At 70.6% G+C, this 19,982-nt stretch carries 17 protein-coding genes; 6 read left to right on the top strand and 11 right to left on the bottom strand.

All coding sequences use genetic code 11. The features are described 5' to 3' along the window. The first annotated feature begins 44 nt into the window (after nucleotides 1-44). The gene (locus ACFYY8_RS41265; RefSeq protein ID WP_390050543.1) at nucleotides 45-548 is read left to right on the top strand and encodes a hypothetical protein; all 504 of its coding nucleotides are present in this window, start codon (nucleotides 45-47) and stop codon (nucleotides 546-548) included. 34 nt (nucleotides 549-582) lie between these two features. Here the strand turns inward: ACFYY8_RS41265 and ACFYY8_RS41260 are convergent, their stop codons facing one another. Together ACFYY8_RS41260 and ACFYY8_RS41255 are read right to left on the bottom strand one after the other, a co-directional pair. Beyond that, nucleotides 583-1,632, bottom strand: a complete 1,050-nt coding sequence (locus ACFYY8_RS41260) for a Gfo/Idh/MocA family oxidoreductase (protein WP_390050542.1) — start codon at nucleotides 1,630-1,632, stop codon at nucleotides 583-585. 23 nt (nucleotides 1,633-1,655) lie between these two features. Further along, nucleotides 1,656-2,564: a PAC2 family protein gene (locus tag ACFYY8_RS41255; protein ID WP_352016476.1), complete on the bottom strand. Its 909-nt coding sequence runs from the start codon at nucleotides 2,562-2,564 to the stop codon at nucleotides 1,656-1,658. Between the two features lie 104 nt (nucleotides 2,565-2,668). Here ACFYY8_RS41255 and ACFYY8_RS41250 point away from each other — a divergent pair, with 104 nt between their 5' ends. After that, on the top strand, nucleotides 2,669-3,070 hold the full coding sequence (locus ACFYY8_RS41250) for an ankyrin repeat domain-containing protein (RefSeq protein ID WP_390050541.1): 402 nt from the start codon (nucleotides 2,669-2,671) through the stop codon (nucleotides 3,068-3,070). Between the two features lie 133 nt (nucleotides 3,071-3,203). Then, nucleotides 3,204-4,115 (top strand): 4-epi-cubebol synthase, encoded by a 912-nt coding sequence (locus tag ACFYY8_RS41245; RefSeq protein ID WP_390050540.1) that lies wholly within the window; start codon nucleotides 3,204-3,206, stop codon nucleotides 4,113-4,115. 10 nt (nucleotides 4,116-4,125) lie between these two features. On the opposite strand, the gene ACFYY8_RS41240 is transcribed toward ACFYY8_RS41245, so the two are convergent. Then, on the bottom strand, nucleotides 4,126-6,243 hold the full coding sequence (locus tag ACFYY8_RS41240) for an ATP-binding protein (protein WP_390050539.1): 2,118 nt from the start codon (nucleotides 6,241-6,243) through the stop codon (nucleotides 4,126-4,128). 154 nt (nucleotides 6,244-6,397) lie between these two features. Between ACFYY8_RS41240 and ACFYY8_RS41235 the strand changes: the two genes are divergently transcribed. Further along, on the top strand, nucleotides 6,398-6,577 hold the full coding sequence (locus ACFYY8_RS41235) for a hypothetical protein (RefSeq protein ID WP_352016439.1): 180 nt from the start codon (nucleotides 6,398-6,400) through the stop codon (nucleotides 6,575-6,577). 13 nt (nucleotides 6,578-6,590) lie between these two features. Here the strand turns inward: ACFYY8_RS41235 and ACFYY8_RS41230 are convergent, their stop codons facing one another. Both ACFYY8_RS41230 and ACFYY8_RS41225 read right to left on the bottom strand, forming a co-directional pair. Next, a complete protein-coding gene (locus ACFYY8_RS41230; RefSeq protein WP_390050538.1) occupies nucleotides 6,591-7,502 on the bottom strand; it encodes an ABC transporter permease in 912 nt (303 codons plus the stop codon). Next, on the bottom strand, nucleotides 7,499-10,069 hold the full coding sequence (locus ACFYY8_RS41225; RefSeq protein ID WP_390050537.1) for a CocE/NonD family hydrolase: 2,571 nt from the start codon (nucleotides 10,067-10,069) through the stop codon (nucleotides 7,499-7,501). The genes ACFYY8_RS41230 and ACFYY8_RS41225 overlap by 4 nt, the downstream gene beginning before the upstream one ends. A 185-nt stretch (nucleotides 10,070-10,254) precedes the next feature. Here ACFYY8_RS41225 and ACFYY8_RS41220 point away from each other — a divergent pair, with 185 nt between their 5' ends. After that, nucleotides 10,255-11,412 carry a hypothetical protein gene (locus tag ACFYY8_RS41220; protein WP_390050536.1) on the top strand — a complete coding sequence of 386 codons (1,158 nt, stop codon included), beginning with the start codon at nucleotides 10,255-10,257 and terminating at the stop codon, nucleotides 11,410-11,412. Here ACFYY8_RS41220 and ACFYY8_RS41215 read toward each other — a convergent pair. The 3 genes from ACFYY8_RS41215 to ACFYY8_RS41205 all read right to left on the bottom strand — a co-directional run bounded on the left by ACFYY8_RS41215 (nucleotide 11,370) and on the right by ACFYY8_RS41205 (nucleotide 15,751). Next, nucleotides 11,370-12,401: a copper resistance D family protein gene (locus ACFYY8_RS41215; RefSeq protein WP_390050535.1), complete on the bottom strand. Its 1,032-nt coding sequence runs from the start codon at nucleotides 12,399-12,401 to the stop codon at nucleotides 11,370-11,372. The genes ACFYY8_RS41220 and ACFYY8_RS41215 overlap by 43 nt on opposite strands. Further along, nucleotides 12,398-12,973, bottom strand: coding sequence for a copper resistance CopC family protein (locus tag ACFYY8_RS41210; protein WP_352016434.1), 576 nt, complete (start codon nucleotides 12,971-12,973; stop codon nucleotides 12,398-12,400). The genes ACFYY8_RS41215 and ACFYY8_RS41210 overlap by 4 nt, the downstream gene beginning before the upstream one ends. A gap of 162 nt (nucleotides 12,974-13,135) precedes the next feature. Further along, entirely contained in the window at nucleotides 13,136-15,751 is a 2,616-nt protein-coding gene (locus ACFYY8_RS41205; RefSeq protein WP_390050534.1) for a chitinase C-terminal domain-containing protein, read from the bottom strand. A 489-nt stretch (nucleotides 15,752-16,240) separates the two neighbouring features. Here ACFYY8_RS41205 and ACFYY8_RS41200 point away from each other — a divergent pair, with 489 nt between their 5' ends. Beyond that, complete coding sequence (locus ACFYY8_RS41200) at nucleotides 16,241-17,125, top strand: DMT family transporter (protein ID WP_390050533.1); 885 nt, start codon at nucleotides 16,241-16,243, stop codon at nucleotides 17,123-17,125. On the opposite strand, the gene ACFYY8_RS41195 is transcribed toward ACFYY8_RS41200, so the two are convergent. The 3 genes from ACFYY8_RS41195 to ACFYY8_RS41185 form a co-directional block, all read right to left on the bottom strand. Continuing rightward, entirely contained in the window at nucleotides 17,122-18,465 is a 1,344-nt protein-coding gene (locus ACFYY8_RS41195) for a sensor histidine kinase (protein ID WP_390050532.1), read from the bottom strand. The two genes, ACFYY8_RS41200 and ACFYY8_RS41195, sit on opposite strands and share 4 nt — an antisense overlap. Before the next feature lie 178 nt (nucleotides 18,466-18,643). Next, complete coding sequence (locus ACFYY8_RS41190; RefSeq protein WP_390050531.1) at nucleotides 18,644-19,735, bottom strand: M20 family metallopeptidase; 1,092 nt, start codon at nucleotides 19,733-19,735, stop codon at nucleotides 18,644-18,646. Beyond that, a partial coding sequence (locus tag ACFYY8_RS41185) for a membrane dipeptidase (protein ID WP_390050530.1) occupies nucleotides 19,732-19,982 on the bottom strand: 251 nt, incomplete at its 5' end. The genes ACFYY8_RS41185 and ACFYY8_RS41190, both read right to left, overlap by 4 nt.

The raw sequence follows: 19,982 nt of genomic DNA, 5'->3' as shown, positions 1-19,982 counted from the left end.
GGCCGGTCACCCGGCACCCGCCTCGCTGGGAGGTTCCCGACGGCATGAGCGCGAACACCGATCCGGACTGGCACTCACGCGGCCAGGAGTGGTACTTCAAACAGGAGTACGGCTTCGACGCCGTCCCCTCCGCCGACGAGATGATCACCTACTACAAGGCGCTGCTGATCTGCGTCAACGGCGACGGCGAGCTGGCCGAACAGGAGCGCGACTGGGTCCTGGGGTACGCGGCCGTCGTGGGCACCCCCGCGGAGTACCTCGCCGAGCTACGCGACTACGCCGCCGACGAGCGGGTGGAGGACGTCGTGAGCCGCTTCGACATCATCGTCGCCGCCAGCCGCTGCATCATTCGTGACGCGATCCGCGCGTGCGCCGCGGACGGCACCGTCCGCACCACGGAACTCGACACGATCCGCCGGATGAACAGGGCTCTGGGGCACCCCGACGACCTGGTCGACCGGTTGCTGGACCTCCACGTCCGTCAGGCGGACATCGACCGCGCCCGCTCCGCGCTCTTCTGGCCGGAGACCGGCGGCCGCCCCTACTGACCGCCCCGGGCGGGGGTCGCCCGCGACCCGCGGGTCAGAGCGTGACGACCAGGCCCTCGGTGGCGGAACGGCGGGCGGCCTCAAGGACGGTGAGGGTCTCGACCGCCTCCTCGGGGTCGACCGGCGCGGGCGCCCCCTCGCGCAGGCTCGCCACGACACCACGGTAGAAGTCGAGGTAGGCGCCGGGTTCGGTGCGGACCGGATGAAGGTCCTCACCGGCCCCCAGCGTGCCCCACCGCTGCGGCGGCTCGTCGCCGAAGCCGGGGACGCTCGGGGAGAGCCCGGCACGCAACCGTTCCTCCTGCACGTCGAGGCCGTGCTTCGAATATCCGGCCCGTGAGCCCGCGACCAGGAAACGCGGGCCGGGCATGGGCGAGAGCGCGCTCATCCACAGATGGGAGCGGGCGCCCGAGACGTGCGTCAGCGCGACGAAGGTGTCGTCGTCGGCGGCGACCCCGGGCCGCCGGGCGTCGGACTCGGCGTAGACGTGCGTCACCGGGCCAAGCAGGCTCAGCGCCTGGTCCACCAGGTGGCTGCCGAGGTCGTACAGCAGGCCACCCACCTCCTCGGCGCCACCCGACTCACGCCAGCCGCCCTTCGGTACGGGCCGCCACCGCTCGAACCGGGACTCCAGGCGGTTCACCGTGCCGAGTTCCCCGGACGACAGCAGCCGCCGGATCGTCAGGAAGTCGCCGTCCCAGCGACGGTTCTGGAACACGGTCAGCATCAGACCGCGCTCGCGCGCCAGCTCCGCCAGCCCCCGGGCCTGCGCCGCGGTCGCCGCCAGAGGCTTGTCGACCACGACCGGCACCCCCGCGCGCAGCGCCGCCTCGGCCAGCGGGACGTGGGTGCGGTTGGGGGAGGCGATCACCACCAGGTCGGAGACGCCCCACAGCTCCTCGGCGTCGCCGACCGCCCGCGCGCCGTACCTCCTGGCGACCTCGGCGGCCCGTTCCGGAGAGCGCGTCACCACGGCGGACAGGCTCAGGCCGGGGGTCGCGGTGATCAGCGGGGCGTGGAAGAGAGCCCCGGCGACGCCGTACCCGGCGAGACCGACGCGTAGGGCGGGCACCGTCTCACCCATCGCCGGCCACCCGCCGGGCCTGGTCAGTCACCGCGCTGCTCGTCACGCTCGGCGAGGAAGGCCTCGAACTGGGCGGCGAGCTCGTCGCCGGTCGGCATCTCGGAGGACTCGGCCATCAGGTTCTCGCGCTGCGCGCCCGCCGCGAAGGCGTCGTACTGCTGCTCCAGGCCGGTGATGGCCGTCGAGAGCTCCTCGGAGGCGCTGATCTGCTCGGCGATCTCGCTGTCGGTCCTGGCCGCCGCCTCACGCAGGCCGTCCAGCGGGAACACCAGGCCGGTGCTCCTGGTGACGGCCTCCAGCGCCGTCAGGGCCGCCGCGGGGTACTCCGCCTGGGCGAGGTAGTGCGGGACGTGCACGGCGTAACCCAGGGTGTCGTGCCCCCGGGCGCCGAGCCGGAACTCCACCAGCGCGGCCGCGCTCCCGGGGACCTGGACCCTGCCGAAGGCGCTGTTGTGGCCGGAGACCAGCTCGGGACGGCTGGCGTGGCCGGTGATCCCGAGCGGGCGGGTGTGCGGCACGGCCATCGGGATGCCGTGCAGGGTCACCAGCCTGCCGATGCCGAGCCTGGTGACGAGCGTGCCGACGGCCTCGGTGAACAGCTCCCACTCGCGATCCGGCTCGGGGCCGGTGAGCAGCAGGAACGGGGTTCCCGTCGTGTCGTGGACCAGATGCAGGGCGAGCTCGTGGCTCTCCACGGACACCCAGCGGTCGGTGTCGAAGGTCATGATCGGGCGCCGGGACCGGTAGTCGAGCAGGCGGTCCACGTCGAACGTGGCCACGACGCGGTGCTCAAGCTCGCCCAGCAGGTGACCGAGGGCGAGTCGTCCGGCGCCGCCCGCGTCTACGAACCCGTCGAAGTGGTAGAGAAGCACCGGATCGGTCAGTTCAGGGATCTCTCCGCTGAGCCGGTAGAGATCCGTCGGGTCGAACACCGTCTCCCAGCCTTTCGTCGGTCGTCTCTCCACAGCATGAACCCCTGGGCCGTCCGGTGAATTCCACGCACCCCGGCGATCACTGGGAACCCTACCGGGGCAGAATGGTTCCCATGCAGTCCGACCCTGAGCTGGAGGAGTTCGCCACCCGCCTGTTCGACCTGGCCAGGGCTGGTGAGACCGACAGACTCCGCGCGTACGTCGAGGCCGGGGTGCCGGCCAACCTGACCAACGACAGGGGCGACACCCTGGTGATGCTCGCCGCCTACCACGGCCACGCCGAGACCGTCAGGGCGCTGACCGCCCTCGGCGCCGATCCCGGCCGGGCGAACGACCGGGGTCAGACCCCGCTGTCCGGAGCGGTCTTCAAGAAGGAGCCCAAGGTGGTCAGGGCGCTTCTGGACGCGGGAGCCGATCCGGACCAGGGAACCCCGTCCGCGCGGGAGACCGCCCGGATGTTCGGCCACGAGCAGTATCTGAAATGGTTCGAACGTTACCCTGATTAGTGATGTCTCCTATATGGCGACATATTGAAATCATGTGGCGTTCGGGGATCCTTGACAGGTGGGAACTACTACTACACCTCAGTCCGATCGGCGTCTGCACATCCCCCCGCTGCCCTGCCCCTTCCCGAGTGAGGTGAGTCCCCACGTCGAGAGAGTCGACCGGGAGACCCTGGATTGGCTCATCGCCTCGGGAATGCTCAAGGACGCCGAAACGGTCGAGCGCTACAGACAGGCGAGGTACGGCTGGCTGGGTGGCCGGACCTACCCCTACGCGGAGCACGACCTGCTCCGGCTGGTGACCGACTGGTGCGTGTGGCTGTTCGCCTTCGACGACGCCTTCTGCGAGTCCGACCGCAGAGCCGCCGAGATAGCCCGCGCGCTGCCCCAGTTCTACGCCGTCCTCGAAGGACTGGACGGCGGATACGAGGTCGACGACAGGTTCGCCAGGATGCTGCTGGAGATCAAGAACAGGATCTCCGCGCACGCCGACGGCGACCAGCTCGACCGCTGGTGCTCCGTCACGAAGGACTACCTCTTCGCGCAGGTCTGGGAGGCGGCAAACCGCGAGGACGAGGTGGTCCCCTCCATCGAGGACTACCTGTTCATGCGGCGCAGGACCGGTGCCATGCTCACGGTCTTCGCCCTGATCGACATCGCCGCGGGCCATCGCCTGACCCCCGCCGAGTGGCGGCACCCCGCCGTGCGCGCGATCACCGAGAGCGCCAACGACGTCGTCGTGTGGGACAACGACCTCATCTCCTACGCCAAGGAGAGCGAGGGCGGCAACGCCAGGAACAACCTGGTGAACGTGCTGGCCGTACACGGAGGGGTCTCCCGGCAGGCCGCGATGGAGCGGATCGGCATGATGCGCAACAAGGCCATCACCGACATGATCGAGCGGCGCCCCACGCTGGAGGCGCTCGGCTCGGAGGCGGTGCACGCGTACGTGCGCGGCCTGGAGTTCTGGATCAGCGGAAGCGTCGACTACTCACTGACCAGCTCCCGCTACACGCTGGCCTGGCGACAGCGGATCGCCGAGGAGTGAGCCGAGCGGATCAGTCCTGGGGGAGCCGGGTGTCGCTCTCCTGCTCTCCGAGTGCGAGCTCGATCAGCTCCTCCAGGCCCAGCTTCTTGCCTGCGGCGAAGGCCTTCTCGTGCGCCTGCTCGCCCAGCAGGCTCTTGCACTCCTTGACGCAGCGGTCGTGCTCGGCGTTGAAGAAGGGCGAACCGAGCTGGGGCATCCCGAATGTGCGCCAGTTCGCCTGGCCACCGCCCATCAGACGCGAGGCCAGCTCCGGCTGACCGGCCTCGAGCGCCTGTCTGGCGACCACCTCGATCGCCAGGCCGATGCCCAGGACGTCGTGGAAGTAACGCTTGAGACGCAGCGACTCACGCGCGTTCGTCATGGCCTCGGTGGTCTGGCCCATCGCCTGATGGACGCTGGCCAGCGCGTAGATGGCGTAGGAACGCAGCCACAGCTCACCGCGCTGGGTGCACACGGTGATGCAGTCACGCAGCAGCGTCTCGGCCTCGCCGGGGTCGCCCTGCATGAGCAGCACCATCGACAGCTCGACGATCGAGGGCAGCAGACCGGGGTTCAGCTCCCGGCCGCTCTTGTGGAACTCGATGGCGACGCCGAGCAGCGCGCTGGCCTTGTGCAGGTCGTTCTGGAGGAAGGCGGCCGTGCCGAGCATCTTGGTGGCCAGGATCACCGCGCCGGAGTCGCCGACGCGCACCGCGTCCGCGCTGCACTGCTCGGCCGCCGCGATGGCGCCGGTGATGTCGCCCTGGGCACTGTGGATGTAGGAGAGCACCCACAGCGCCTTACAACGCTCGGGACTCGGCTCGGGCGAGAGCTCCAGGGTCTTCTCAAGGTAGAGCCTGCCCTCGCGCGCCAGCCCGCAGGCCACCCACATGAACCACAGCGACGACAGCAGCTTCAGCCCGGAGAGCACCTGACCCGGGGTGTTCAGGCAGTAGTCGAGGGCGACCCTGATGTTGTCGTGCTCGTGACGCATCCGGACGTACCAGTAGACCTGGCGGGGACCCGACCAGGCCTCCTCGCTCCGGTAGGCCAGCTGCAGGTAGTAGTCACGATGCCGTTCCCTGATGCGCTCCCTCTCGTCGAGGTGCTTGAGCCACTCCTCGCCGTAGTCGCGCAGCGTGTCGATCAGCCGGTAGCGGTGCCCGGACGGGGTGCCGTCGCTCAGCAGGATCGACTTCTCGACCAGGCTGCTGATGAGGTCCACGATCGTCTCGTGGGGAAGGTTGTCCCCGGCGCAGACGTAGTGGACGGCGTCCAGCTCGAAGTCGCCCGCGAACACCGAAAGCCGCGCCCATAACAGTCGTTCGGCGGGCTCGCACAGCTCGTGGCTCCAGCCGATCGCCGCCCGCAGCGTCTGGTGCCTGGGCAGCGCCGTACGGCTGGCGCCCGCCAGCAGGCTGAACCGGTCGGCCAGCAGGTCGAGCATCTGCTCGACGGACAGCGCCCGCAGCCGCACCGCCGCCAGCTCGATGGCCAGCGGGATGCCGTCGAGGCGGCGGCACAGCTCGCTGACGGAGCCGACATTGCGCTCGTCGAGCTCGAAGCCGGGCACCACCGCGCTCGCCCGCGCGGCGAACAGCAGCAGGGCCTCGTTGGTGAAGACGTTCTCGCCCGGCACGCTGCCCGGCACCGTCAGCGGCGGGACGGTGACCGTGTGCTCGCCCCTGGCGTTGAGCGAGTGGCGGCTGGTCGCCAGGATGGTCAGGCCGCTCGCGCGGGTCAGCAGCTCCTCGAAGAGCTCGGCGCAGGCCGAGTCGACATGCTCGCAGGCGTCGATGACCAGCAGGACCTCGCGGTCGTTCAGCCACTCGACCAGCGCCTCCTCGGCGGAGCGCGACGACTGGTCGGCGATGCCCAGGGCCGAGTTGATCGTGTGCCTGAGCATCCCCGGGTCACGCTGCCTGGCGATGTCGGCGAACCAGACGCCGTCCTTGAACTGGTCGCGCATCTGGTGCGCGATGCGCAGCGCCGTACGCGACTTGCCGACCCCGCCGATGCCGGTCACGGTGACGAGGCGATGCTCGCGCAACCGTTGCCGCAGGATGGTCAGGAGTCTGGTGCGCCCGACGAAACTGGTGAGCTCGTTCGGGAGATTGCCGTCTCGCCGCCATCCTGATGGCGCTGCCATGGCCGCCTCACGGGGGGTAGCTTGACACCTGACCATCCGAATCGTACCCGTCCGGGCGGCCGGCTGTCCCTGGGGCCGCGAAGCGGGCAGGAGTTTCCCCATCCGTCAGCTCGTGGCGCGGAGGAGTCGGCGCGACGCTGGCTAGCATGGACCCGTGACTTCGCTTGAGCCCGACGACCTGCATCCCGACGATCTGCGTCCCGTCGATCTCTCCGACGACGGCCCGCCGATCCTGCCTGACCAGACAGGGGACGACACCGACATCGGCTGGGGCACCTGGCGTGAGCCCAGCGACGACGACAGGCTTCTGGAGGACCGGCCGCCCCACTGGTAAAGGCGGCCGAGGATCACGAAACCACGTCCTTGCGCCGGAACCGGCGGAAGGCGAGGGCGACCAGGACCACCGAGTAGGTGACCGAGACGGCCACGCCCTTGACCATGCCGCCGTAGTCGGGTTGCGGCGCGAGGGCGTCCAGCCACGCCGTGCTCCAGAACGTCGGCAGGAACTCCCGCAGCGAGCCGAGGGCGTCGACCGCCTGCAGGATGCCGCTGACGATCACCAGGCCGACCGCGCCGCCGACGGCGCCCAGGGGTGAGTCCGTGCCGACCGAGAGCAGGAAGGCGAGCGCGGCGACCACGAACTGGCTGATCAGCACGTAGCCGACCACGACGCCGAAGCGGGGCAGCACGTCCAGGGCGGCGACCGTCTCACCGGTGCCCGGCACCCGCACGTCGTGCCAGCCGAACACCAGGGTCCCGGCGAGCAACGCCATCGTCGGCAGGCAGACGACCGCCGCCGCCGAGTAGGTCAGGGCGACCACCAGCTTCTGCCGCAGCAGCCGGTCGCGGGGGACCGGGGCGGCCAGCAGGTAACGCAGCGAGGACCAGCTCGCCTCACTGGCCACCGTGTCGCCGCAGAACAGCGCGACCGCCACCGCCAGCAGGAAGCTCGCCGAGACCGACAGCGCGAACGCCGCGAAGTTCAGGCCGCCCTCGGTCGCCAGGTCGGACAGGCGCGGCACCCCGGAGGGCTGGCCGGACCCGGCGCCGAGCTGGAAGGCGGCCACCAGGATCCACGGCAACGCCAGCAGCAGGCCGAACATCACCAGTGTGCGGCGCCTCCTGAGCTGCCTGGCGAACTCGACCGACAGCGGCAGCGTACGGCCGGGCAGGTAACCGGCCGCCTGGCCGTCGCCCCGCCCGGGGCCCTCGGGGACCTCCTCGACCGGCGAACCGGTCCGCGTCAGGATCTCGCTCATGCCTTCTCCCCGATCAGGTCAAGGAACACGTCCTCAAGGCGGCTGCCCGAGCCGCCGCTCGAGCCGCCAGAGGCGTGCTCGCCCAGCAGGTCGCGCACCGGGCCCGCGGTGACCAGGCGTCCCCGGCGCATGACCACCACGTGACTGCAGGTCTGCTCGACCTCGGCCAGCAGGTGGCTGGAGACGATGACCGTACGGCCCCGCGCCGCGTAGGCGATCAGCACCTCGCGCATCTCCCTGATCTGCGGCGGGTCGAGGCCGTTGGCCGGTTCGTCGAGCACCAGCAGGTCGGGCAGACCGAGCATGGCCTGGGCGATGGCCAGGCGCTGGCGCATGCCCTGGGAGTAGGTCCGGACCGCCCGGTCCAGCGCGGCGCCGAGCCCGGCGATCTCCAGGGCCTCGGCGAAGTGCGCGTCGTGTTCCGGGCGGCCGGTCGCCTTCCAGTAGAGCTCCAGGTTGGCCCGTCCCGTCAGGTGCGGCAGGAAGCCGGGCCCCTCGACGAACGACCCCAGCCGCGACAGCACGGCGGCGCCGGGGGAGATCCGGTGGCCGAAGATCCTGATCTCGCCCGCGTCGGGGTGGATCAGGCCCATCATCATCCGCATGGTCGTTGTCTTTCCCGCCCCGTTGGGACCGAGCAGGCCGAGCACCTGGCCGCGTTCCACGGTGAAGGACAGGTCGTCGACCGCCCGTTCGCCGTTGCGGTAGGCCTTGGTCAGGCCGTCGATCCGCAGCGGGACGTCGGCCAGGGCCGGGTCGTGGTCCGTACGGCGGCGCCTGCGCCCGGTGAGCAGCAGGACCGCGGCGGCCACGACGGCGGCGGCGGGCAGCGCCCACGTCCACCAGGTCGGGCCGTTCTGCGGGGTCCGCAGCGCGGCGTCCACCGGGACGGTCAGCGTGGGCGCGGCCAGCTCCACCTGGTAGACGGCCGGGGCGGCCGGGGTGCTGTAGCCGAGGTCGGTCGTGGTGAAGGCGACCCGCAGCCGATGCCCGGCGTCGAAGCGATGGTCGACGGCGGGCAGCGTGACGGTGGCCTCGCCCGTACCGTCCGGGGAGAGGGCGACCCGCACCGGGGCCACCAGGCCGTCGGGCAGGATCGGAGCCTGGCCACCGGGGCCGGCGTCGTAGAGCTTGGCGAACAGCGTCACGCCCTCCTCGGAGACCTTGCCTCCGGTGCCCTCGGCCCGCACCCGTACCCGGACCGTCGAGCTGCCGGTGACCTGGAGCGGGGCGGCGAGTGGGGCGGAGTCGAAGTGGGCGCTCTGGCCCGCCATATCGGTGGACAGGCTCACCCCGGGCGAGCCGCCGAGGCCGCCGAACCCGGGGACGGAGGAGATCGAGGAGGGGGAGCCGCCCGGCGGGTTGGCGACCGGCTGGGCGGGCCCGGTCAGCGCGACCTGGGTCGTCGCGGCGCCGTACAGGCCGGGGTAGGCGGGGGCGGTGGCGTGCAGCTGGACGGGGCGGCGGGTACCCGGGTCGCGCCCGCCGTCGCGGGTGACGGTGAACGGGACGGTGGCCCGTCCGGCATCCCCCTTCAGATGGCGGGCGAACCAGGCGGTGGTCCGCTCGTGGATCCAGTCGGCCTCGCCGTCGCCGCCGTCGTGGCCGCCGTCGAACCAGGCGACGGCCACCGGGGCGCCGGTCGCGGCCACGGCCCTGGCGTTGGCGTCGGCCTGGCCCAGGGGGAAGAGCGAGTCACGCGTCCCCTGAAGCAACAGCGTGGGGATCTTGATCCTGCCGGGCACGGAGACGGGACTCGACCTGCGCAGGGTCTCGATCGCCTCCGGCGTCGCCCGGCCCGTCTCGGCGATCCGCTGGTAGACGTCGCACAACTCGGGCAGGAACCGGCCGCACCTGACCTCCTGCGCGCTCGCCGGAGGCGCCTCGCCGACGGGGGCGGCGCCCCGCAGCGGGCCGGGAGCGGGGGAGGTGCCGCCCCTGCTGAAGAACAGTCCGGCCCACATCCGCTTGAACACCCCGTTCAGCGGGCCCCGTCCACCCGCCTCGGGGAACAGCGCGTCGGCCAGGTCGTGCCAGGTGATCTGGGGGACGATCGCGTCGATCCGGTCGTCGTAGGCGGCGGCCATCAGCGCGATGGCGCCGCCGTAGGAGCCTCCCGCGACGCCGACCTTCGGGTCTCCGGCCGCGTCGAGACTGACCTCGGGCCGCCTGGCCAGCCAGTCGACGAGCTGCCGCACGTCCTTGACCTCGTAGTCGGGGGAGTTGAGCGCGATCTGCCCCGTCGAGCGGCCGAAGCCGCGGGCGGACCAGGTCAGTACGGCGTAGCCCTCCCCGGCCAGCCGTACGGCCGCCTCGCGCACGCTCTCCTTGCTGCCGCCGAAACCGTGGGCCAGCAGCACCGCGGGGGCCCTGCCGCCTCCGGCGGGCGGGAAGAACGTGGCGTCCAGCGTGACCTGTTGGTCGTCACGGGGACCGTCGAGCACCGTGACGCTCTGTTCCCGGGGGTGTGTCTCCTGGGCCGACGGCCACAGGATCCAGGTGATCACGGCGGCCACCAGTACGGTGACCAGCGTGATTCCGGCGACAGGCTTGCCCGCGAGCTTCATGCGGCGAGCTTACTGAGGACAGCCTGAGAGCGACCTGAGACGGTCCGACAGTGAGAACATAGGGGACAAGTGGCGACAAAAGTCGCTGAAGGGTGCAAGCATCTTCGTATGGGACTAACCCCTGCCGATCTCTCAGGGATGTTCCTGATTGCGGACCAAGGTAAAGGACGGGCATCATTTCGCGCGTGAAGTTCGTCGTGAGTCCAAAACGAAGCGCCACACAGGCCATCCAGTGGGCCCTGCCCTACTGGACCAGGGGAAAAGCGGGCAGGCAGACCCCGGAGGACCTGTTTCGGGTGCTCTATTTCGGCTGGCTGGTCGCCTTCTCCTTCAAGGTCCTCGGTGCCTCCTGGGACGTCTCCTGGCACTTCAAGTGGCTCCGTGACGACCTGGCGCCGCCGCACCTGCTCAACAGCGTCGGCACCGCCATCGCGCTCACGCTCACGATCATCCACCTCTACACCGGTTACGGCGTGGACAGGACCGCGCAGCGGCTCATCGGCTGGGGAACCGCGGTCTTCCTCATCGCCGTCCCGCTGGACCTGATCAACCACCGCATCAACGGGCTCGACATCACCTCGTGGAGCCCGTCGCACATGATGCTCTACATCGGCACGCTGCTGATGGTCTCCGGTGTGACCAGGGGATGGTTCATGGGGGCGCCCCCCGGGCGCACCCGCACACTGGTCCTGGGCGCCCTGGGCGTCTTCCTGCTGGAGAACGTCTGGTTCCCGGCCCAGCACCAGGAGTACGGCGTGTTCGGCATCGCCGCCTGGGACCGGGGCCGGCCCGAGGCCGAACCCATCCTGCTGCAGTTCGCCGCCGACCAGATGGGCCGCGGCGTGGACCGGGACATGGTGGTCAAGTTCTCGCTCCCGGTGCCGGACGAGCTCTACCCGATCTACGGGGTGGCCGCGGCCATGATCGTCCTGATCGTCGCCCGCGCGATGACGGGACGCGTCCTCACCGCGACCGCCGTCGCCGCCTCCTACGTCGCCTACCGCGCCGTCATCTGGCCGCTGCTCGCCGTGACGGGCTTCCCGCGCTCCGCGGTGCCCGTCTTCCTGATCGCCGGGGCGCTCATGGTCGACCTGGCGTTCCTGATCAGGAACCCGGTGCTGCGGGCGCTGGCCGGATCGCTCGCGGTCACCGTCGTGGTGAGCCAGGCGCTGCGCCTGCAGAGCGCCGCCTACCTCACCCCGCCGCTGGTCTCACCGATGGTCCTGGCGGCGGGCGGGGTCCTGCTGGCGGTGCTCTGGCTGGGCGCCGAGTGGGCGCTGACCCGCTTCAGGCTCCGGGCTCAGGACATGGAGGCCGTGGTCAGGGCGACCGCGAACCCGTAGGCCAGGCCCATCACGGTGAGTTCCGCCGCCGCCCACGCGACGACGGCCGTCCCCTGCCGCGCGGCGATGCGCGGCAGCAGGCGGAACCTGATGTGGGCGGCGAACGGGATCAGCAGCCCCACGCACACGGCCTTGACGATCACCAGCAGCCCGTAGGGCCCGTCGAGCAGTGCCCCGGGCAACTCGACCCCCTGGGTCAGGGCCATCGAGCCCAGGCCGTTGACCAGCCCGGAGACGCTCACCAGCACCAGGGCCAGCGTCGCCAGCCTGGAGAACTTGGGCAGGACCCCGGCCAGCAGCTCACGGTCCCGCGCGACCAGCAGCATGATGACCAGCAGCCCGCCGGTCCACGCGGCGGAGCCCATCACGTGCAGCTCCATCGAGATCATGATCGGGTCGTGCCATATCGAGTTCACCGCGTGCCCGGTGACGGGGATCGGCAGTAGCCCGAAGAAGGCGATCACGATCCGCAGCTCGGCGGGAACCTTCTCCCCGAACCGTACGGCCAGCAGCCCGATGCCCGCGTAGGCGAGGGCGCAGGCGGCGCTGAAGAGCATCCCCTGGCCCGCGCCGAAATCGCCGACGTACGCGGCGACCATCTCCGGGGTGGGGACGGCCCCCGGGTTGAGCTGGGCCGTCTGGAAGACGATGACGACCAGCGCCAGCACCGCCCACGCCCAGGCGAACGTCACGGCGGCCGGTCTGGCCCTGCGCATCACCGGCTCGGTGCGCTCGGGGTCGTCGAAACCGAGGATCCTCGGCAGCACGCTGAGCCCGACGACCGCCACCGCCGCCAGGTCGAGCAGCACCCGCAGCACGGGCAGGCCGTACTCGACGACCGGGCCGGGCACGGCGATGCCCGGCACGGCCTTCTCCGCGGTCAGCGTCGTCGCCGCCAGTACGGCCAGCAGCGCGCCGGAGACGAGGCCACCGGCCACCAGCCTCCTGACCGATCCGGTCTCCGAGGGGCGCTCCAGCGTCACGGTCACCGGGTCTCCTCCCGTCCTCCGCTGCGGCGCATCGCGACGACGGTCGCACCGCCGAGCAGGACGAGGGCGGCCACGATCCACAGCACGGCCATCCCGGCGCCGCCGTTCTGCGCGGCCTCGGCGGCCTGGGCGCTCAGGTCGAGCTCCTGGGCCGGGGCGCCGGAGGCCTCAGGGGCGCCTGGGGCGGCCTGCGCGGGGGAGCCGGTGCCGGCCGCGGTCAGGGTGAAGGTCACCTTGTCCGAGACCGGGTGGCCGTCGGAGGACAGGATGCGGTAGCCCACCACGTACTGCCCGGCGGGGCCGAGCGGCCTGACCCCGACGCTCACCTTCGCGCCGGAGACGGCGGTCTTGCCCTCCTCCCAGCGGGTCTCGCCGGGGCCGGTCACGCTGATCTGCGCGAAGCCCTGCCGTACCGGCTGGTCGAAGGTCAGGGTGATCCGCCCGGGGGCTGTGGCCAGCGAGGCGCCGTCCTCGGGGTCGCTGCCGACCAATATGTTGTGGGCCCGCGCCGGGGTGACCACGCTCAGGAGCACGGTGCCCGTGAGCAGCAGGACAGTCAGTAGCCGCCTCACCGATCGTGGCCTTCCTGTGGGTTCGTCGTGTTCCGGTAATGCTCCCATCTTGGTGGGCGGGGGCGGGAATCGGCCACGGAACAGCCGCAGGCGGCGGAAAAGACGGGGGCGCCCGGCGATCCGTGGCAGGAATGGATCGCCGGGCGCCGATGGGAGAGGTGGCTAGTTCAGGCGCTGCCAGAGCGCGGGCACGTTCGTGGGCTCCCATCCCACGGCGGAGGTGTGCGCCTGGCGGCACTCGTAGCTGACGCCCGAGAAGGTGACCCGGGTGCCGGAGCTGTAGGACGTCCCCGCCTTCCAGGCCGGGTAGTTCCCGGTCGGGGTGACGGTCGGGGTGACAGTGGGCGTCACGGTGGGCGTGACGGTCGGGGTCACCGTCGGCGTCACGGTCGGGGTGACCGTCGGGGTCACGGTCGGCGTCACCGTGGGCGTGACCGTCGGGGTGACGGTCGGGGTCACCGTGGGCGTGACGGTCGGAGTGGGGGTCGCGCAGACGCCGAGGTCGGTCCAGACGGAGTTGGTGCCGGGCTCGTTGTTCTGGGTCCACCACTTGGCCTGCCACAGGTGACCCTTGTGCGAGACCTTGGCGCCGCCGTTGTAGACCTCACCGGCCGACCACGGGGGAGCGGAGCAGTCGCCGCCGGGGCCGCCGGTGCCGGTCGGCGTCGGCGTCGGGTTGACCACCACACCGCCGCGGGCGTAATCACCGGTCAGGCCGTAGGTCTTGCCGCCGAAGCTCACGGTGAAGTTGGCCGGGGCCGGGGCGGGCAGGTAGTAGACGTAGTCCATGCTCAGCGACGCGCCGGGCGCCAGCGACTCGTTGGCCTTCAGCTTGAAGGAGATCCGGTTGAAGTCGCCCTTCAGGCCGCCGATGTTGTTGCCGCCGCCGTGCTCGCTGCTGATCACGGTCAGGCCGTAGCCGGACTGGTCCTTGGCCGTCTTCGGAGCGGAGCTGGCGTAGTCCCACTGGAACTCGGCGCCGCCGGGAATCGTGGTCTTGGAGTTGTTGGTGACCTTCAGCTTGCCGGTGATCGGGTAGTTGCTGTCGCCGGAGGGGAACCCGCTGATGTCCACGCTCACGTCGAGCTTCTCGTTGGGGATGCTGACCTTCGCCCGGGTCGCGCCGTACGGCGTGGCGGTCTTGAAGGTGTCGTAGACCTGGTTGGTGAGCGTGTTGCCCATGAACCACTCGCTCTTGGCGGAGTCCCAGGCGTAGTCGCCGGCCAGCTCCCAGATCATCAGGCCGCCGATGCCCTTGTCCTTGACGTAGTTGGCCTTGACGCCGATGGACTGGTCGTCCTCCATGGACAGGAAGACCTTCTTGCTGTCGTTCCACAGCCAGGGCGCGACCAGGGTCGGGTTGTAGTTGCGGGTGTAGGTGCCGGTCAGCTTGTCGTCGGCCTTGTTGGGGTCGAGACCGTAGGCGGGGCCGTACGATCCGGCGCGGCCGTCCAGCAGGTTCTTGGCGTGCCAGAGCGGGTTGCCGCCGCCGCCGACCTCGCTGTTGTTCTCCAGGTCGTGCCAGAGGTTGTCGATGCCGCGCGCGCCGTCACCACAGGTGGTCAGGCCGGTCGGGCAGCCGCTGGTGCTCTTGGAGATGCCCCACAGGCCGTTGGTGCCACCGGTGACGTTGCGCCATCCCCGGGTGTAGTACGGCACGCCGATGTTGATCCGGCCCGCCTGCATCGCACCGCGGAAGTAGTGGTAGGCCCAGTCGGTGTTGAGGTAGCCGATGCCGCCGTACGCCTCGGTGTTGTAGACGTTCCACTTGGCCAGCTCGGCGTCCTTGCCGTCGTCGTAGAGGGCCGCGTTCGGGCCGACGAACTCGTTCCAGGCGCCGTGCAGGTCGTAGGACATGATGTTGACGTAGTCCAGGTACTGGGTGACCTGGAAGGTCTCCATGCCGCGCAGTAGGTAGCCGGAGGAGGGCGCGGCGACCGAGAGCAGGTAGTACTTGCCGTCGGCGGCCGAGGCCGCGTTGAGCTTGTCACGCAGCGTCTTCATCAGCACCGCGTAGTTCTTCATCAGCGAGGCGCGGCGGGCGTTGCCGACCTGCCAGTCGAGCGGGTTGCCCGCGTCCTTCATCGACGTCGGGTACTCGTAGTCGATGTCGACGCCGTTGAAGCCGTACTTCCTGATGAAGGCGACCGAGGAGTCGGCGAAGGCGTTGATCCCGGCCGTGTTGGCCGAGCCGTCGGCGTTGGTGGTCATCGTGTAGAAGCCACCCGACGGCTTGCGCTCGCCCGTGTCGTCGATGTATCCGCCGGTCTCCGCCCAGCCGCCGACGCTGATCAGCGTTTTGACGTTCGGGTTGGCCTTCTTGTACTTGTTCAGCAGGTTGAAGTGCCCCTTGTAGGGCAGCGCCGGGTCCATGGTGTCGATCCCCGGCCACTCCATGCCGATGGAGGGGTTGTCGGCCCCGTCACCGCCGACCGAGATCTTGTTGTCCGCGCCCACGTGCGCGAACGCGTAGTTGATGTGGGTGACCTTGTCCCAGGGGATGTTCTTGGCCAGGTAGGACGGCTGGCCGTTCTTGCCGGTCCGCCAGCTCGTGAAGTAGCCGATGATGCGGCGCGGGTGGTCCGCGCCCATCTTCTCCCGGCCCGACTCGTCGTAGACCTGGCAGTAGGGCACGTCGAGGCCCGGGGTGGTGTAGAGACCGTCGGGGCGGCACGACGTGTCGTCGGCCGCGGCGGTGGCCGTGCCTGCGAGCGCGCAGGCGATCAGGGCGAACGACGCACCGGCCGCCGCGAGGCCCGCGCGTAAGCGTGAGGACATGGGAGAGCTACCTCCGAATGAGGAAACACAGCAGTTACCCCAACCCCGAGACCCCCCACGGGTTGTTGATTTTGGAAACTATGCGCTCCCACCAGGTCCGTCAATGCTTTCTTTTAAGAAAGTTTCCTGATAGTTAGTTGGGGGTGGCTCTGCTGGGCCACGACGGGCCACGGCCTGTCCCCCGTGACCGCGCCGTCCAACGACCCCGGACCCGTGTGGAGCGCCGGGACGGCCCGTGCCCGTGTCCAGTGGATTCGCGTTCCGGGAAACCCCCGGCGACTCCGGCGGCCCTCCGGCTCGGTACCCCCGTGACCGGACGGGCCGCGTTCAACGTTCTCCGCGCCGAGAGGCGGCCGAGGGGCGGCCGGGGGTCGAGGGTGACAGGACCCTTACTGCGGGGTGAGGTCATTCACTCAACGTGGTATTCGGGCCACTCCACCACGGACTACGCGTCCCTCCGGTAGCTGGGCGTAATGGAATGCTGCTGGCATGGCAGCGGTCTCCGCTCCCCGCCCCCTCATGGGAGCCGTGCTTCTGTTGTTCGTCAGCGCCGCCTGGGGGTCGGCCTTCCCGCTGATGAAGGACCTCATGGCCCGCGTACCCGTCGCGGACCTGCTCACCGAGCGTTACGCCGTCGCCGCGATCGCCCTGCTCGCCCTGCGGCCACGCTGTCTGCGCGGCCTGTCGGAGAGGACCTGGCTGACCGGCGTCCTGCTCGGTCTGATGTTCGGCGTGGGCCAGACGGCGCAGGCCATCGCGCTGCACGACCTGCCCTCGTCGGTCTCCGGATTCACCGTCGGCTCCTACGTGGTGATCACCCCGGTCCTCGGGCTGATCCTGCTCGGCGCGGAGGTCCCCTTCCGTACCTGGGTCGCGGTCGCGCTGGCCACCGCCGCGATGACGATCTTCACCCTGCTCAGGGGGACGGAGGGCGGGTCGGTACCGCTGCTCGCCCTGGCCGTCACGCTGCTGTCGGCCGTGCTGTACGCGGGACACACCCTCGTGCTCGGCGACTTCGAGGGCGCCGGGCGCGACGCCTACGCCCTCGCGGTGATCCAGCTCGGCGTCATCGCGCTCATGACCGGGGTGCTGGCCGTACCCGACGGCCTCACCCTGCCCCGGACCGCCGCCGATTGGGCCGCCATGGCCCACCTGTCGGTCGTGGCCTGTGCCCTGGGGTTCCTGGCGCGCTCTTTCGGCCAGGTCCACGTGCCCGCCGCGCCCGCCGCGGTGATCCTGTCCGCCCAGCCCCTCTGGGTCACCGCCCTGGCCATCACCCTGTACGGCGAACGCCTCACCTGGACCGTCCTGGTCGGCGGAGGCCTGATCGCCCTGGCCATGCTCCTGGTCCTGGTGCCCCGCCGGGCCCGTTAACGGCTGAGGGGAAGGCGTAGGACGAAACGGGCGCCCCGCTCGCTCTCCTCGATCACCAGGGTCCCGCCGTGCGCCTCGGCGACCTCCCTGGCGATGGGCAGCCCCAGCCCGGTGCCCCCGGCGTCCCTGTTGCGTGAGGCGTCGAGCCGGGCGAAGCGGCGGAAGACCACCTCCCACTGGTCGCGGGCGATCCCCGCGCCGTCGTCGAGGACCTCCAGCACGGCCGTGTCCCCCCGGGCGGCCACGGTCACCGTGACCTGCGAGGCCGCGTGCCGTTCCGCGTTGTCCAGCAGGTTCGTCAGCAGCCGCACCAGCCGCAGGCGGCTGCCCTGCACCACGACGCCGGACTCCGCGTGGCAGGTCATCTCGACGCCGCGCCTGCGGTGGGCCATCTCCTCCCGGCACAGCTCGCCCAGGTCGATCGACTGGCGGGCCATGGGCGCGCCGGAGTCGAGCCTGGCCAGCATCAGCAGGTCGGAGACGATGGCCTGGAGCCGGTCCAGGCTGGCGAGCATCTCCCCGGCCTTCGCCTTCCAGTCGGTGTCCTCCGGGTAGTGCAGCGCCTCCTCCACCTGCGCCCGCATCGCGGTCAACGGGCTGCGCAGGTCGTGCGAGGCGTCCGAGGCGAACCTGCGCTGCTGTTCGGCCGCGGCCTCAAGCCGGTCGAGCGTCTGGTTGATCGTGATGGCCAGCTGTTTGATCTCCCCCGAGTCGGACGGGACGGGCACCCGGCGGCCGAGGTCGGTCGCGGTGATCTCCGCCAGCTCGCCTCTGATCGAGTCCACCGGCGCCAGCGCCCTGTTGACCGTCTGGTAGGCGCCGACCCCGGCCAGCAGCACCAGCGTCACGCTGACCCCGACGATGCCGGCGAACAGGCCGGGATGGACGTACCAGGGAACGACGTCGTCGGCGGCGTAAATGATCCAGTCGCCGCCCGCCTGGTGGACCCGGAAGGCCACGACGACCATGCACCTGCCGGGAAATTCGGGGCTGTCGCACACCTGCCTGTCCGCGCTGACCTCTCCCGGCGGGGGGACGAAGTCCGCCATCCGCGGCTTTCCGCGCAGGTTGGGCGTCGAGGACAGGACCTGGCCCGACGGATCGAGCACCTGGACGCCGTCCAGAGCCCCCTGGGGCAGCCCGGCGGGCAGCTGCTCCCGGACGGTCAGATTGATGGTCTCCAGGGCGGCGTTGGTGATCTCCTGGGCTCGGAAACTGCCGGCCAGGCCGTACAGGGAGAAGGTGGCGACCAGGGCGAGGGCGAGTCCGGACAGGGCGGCCACGGTGACGGCGATCAGCGTCAACCGGGTCCGCACCGACCAGGAGCCCTTGGTGACCACGCCAGCTTCCCCCGAGGTCCGACGATCTTCCTAGGCGGACTAATTGCCATTTCCTGGCTATTCATGGCCAAGGAGGGGCAAAGTTCCGAACCCCTTCCATTGCGGAGTGTTGATCCGCGCGGAGGGCCGTGGGGGACGGCCCGGCGCGGCGGCTAGGGGCTCGGGGGCGGCCGGTCCGTCAGGCGGTCTCGTTCTTCAGCACGGAGGTGATCAGCCCGGCCAGCAGTCTCGTCCGCGCGGGCATCTCCCCGACGATCACGTGCTCGTGCGGCGCGTGCGCGCCGCCGCCGACCGCGCCGAGCCCGTCGAGCGTCGGGCAGCCGACCCCGGCGGTGAAGTTGCCGTCCGAGGCGCCGCCGACCGCGGCCCCGCGCAGCGGCTCCATGCCGAGATCCGCGGCGATCGCGCAGGCCAGCTCGAACAGCCGCGCCGAGGACGTCTCCTCAAGCGGAGGACGGTTCGGCCCCCCGCTCACCTCGATCCGCGCCCCGGGAACCCGGGGGAGCAGCTCACGGACCAGCCGGTCGACGCGTTCCTGCTCGGCGATGCTCGGCACCCGTACGTCCACGGAGACCCCCGCGGTCGCGGGCACCGTGTTGACCGTGGTCCCGCCGGACAGCATGGTCGGGGTCACCGTCGTCGGCCCATCGCCCATCGTGCCGAGCGCCAGGATCTGATGAGCCAGCTCAAGTCCGGCGTTGACCCCCTTCTCCGGTTCGAGACCCGCGTGGGCGGCCCTGCCGTGCACGGTGATCCGGTAGTCGGAGGTGCCCTTACGCGCGGTCTTGAGCGCGCCGCCGTCCGCGCTCGCCTCAAGGACGAAGGCCGCGGCGCACCCGCGCGCCGACTCCTCGATCAGTTCGCGCGAGGTCTGCGAACCGACCTCCTCGTCCCCGGTCACCAGCACGCACACCCCCTCGGGTGAGGGCAGGGAGGCCAGGGCGTGGAAGGTCTGCACCAGTCCGGCCTTCATGTCGAAGACACCCGGACCCCGGGCGATCCCGTCGTCGAGCGACCACGGGTGCTCACGCAGCGTGCCGATCGGCCAGACGGTGTCGTGGTGGCCGACCAGCAGGACCCTGGGCGTGCCGAAGGTCCAGCGCAGGTGGGGGACACCGCCGATCACGATCGTCTCGGGGCGCGCGCCGAGCCTTCTGAACCCCTGGTCCGCGACCACGGCGGCACTGCGGGCCAGCGCCTCGTGGTCGGCGGAGAAGGATTCGCAGACGACGAGTTCCTCCAGGTCGTCGAGCATCAGATCGAGGTTCATGCGGGCCTTCCCAGTTCGGATCGGAACAACCGCAGGACATTGTCGCCGAGGATCTTGACGATCTCTTCGTCCGAGAATCCATGTTTGAGCAGGGTTTCTGTCACCAGAGGCAAACCGGAGGGTCCCGCCAGGCCGGGGATGGCGGCGGTGATGTCGAGTCCGTCGGGGGCGGTGTCCTCGCAGCAGGGTGGGGTGGTGTCGTGGATGACTTCGCGGACGAAGTCGGGGCCGAGGCCGACGTGGTCGA

This window comes from Streptosporangium sp. NPDC001559 (assembly GCF_042893955.1).
Lineage (GTDB): Bacteria > Actinomycetota > Actinomycetes > Streptosporangiales > Streptosporangiaceae > Streptosporangium.
This window is presented reverse-complemented; position numbering and strand designations above follow the sequence as displayed.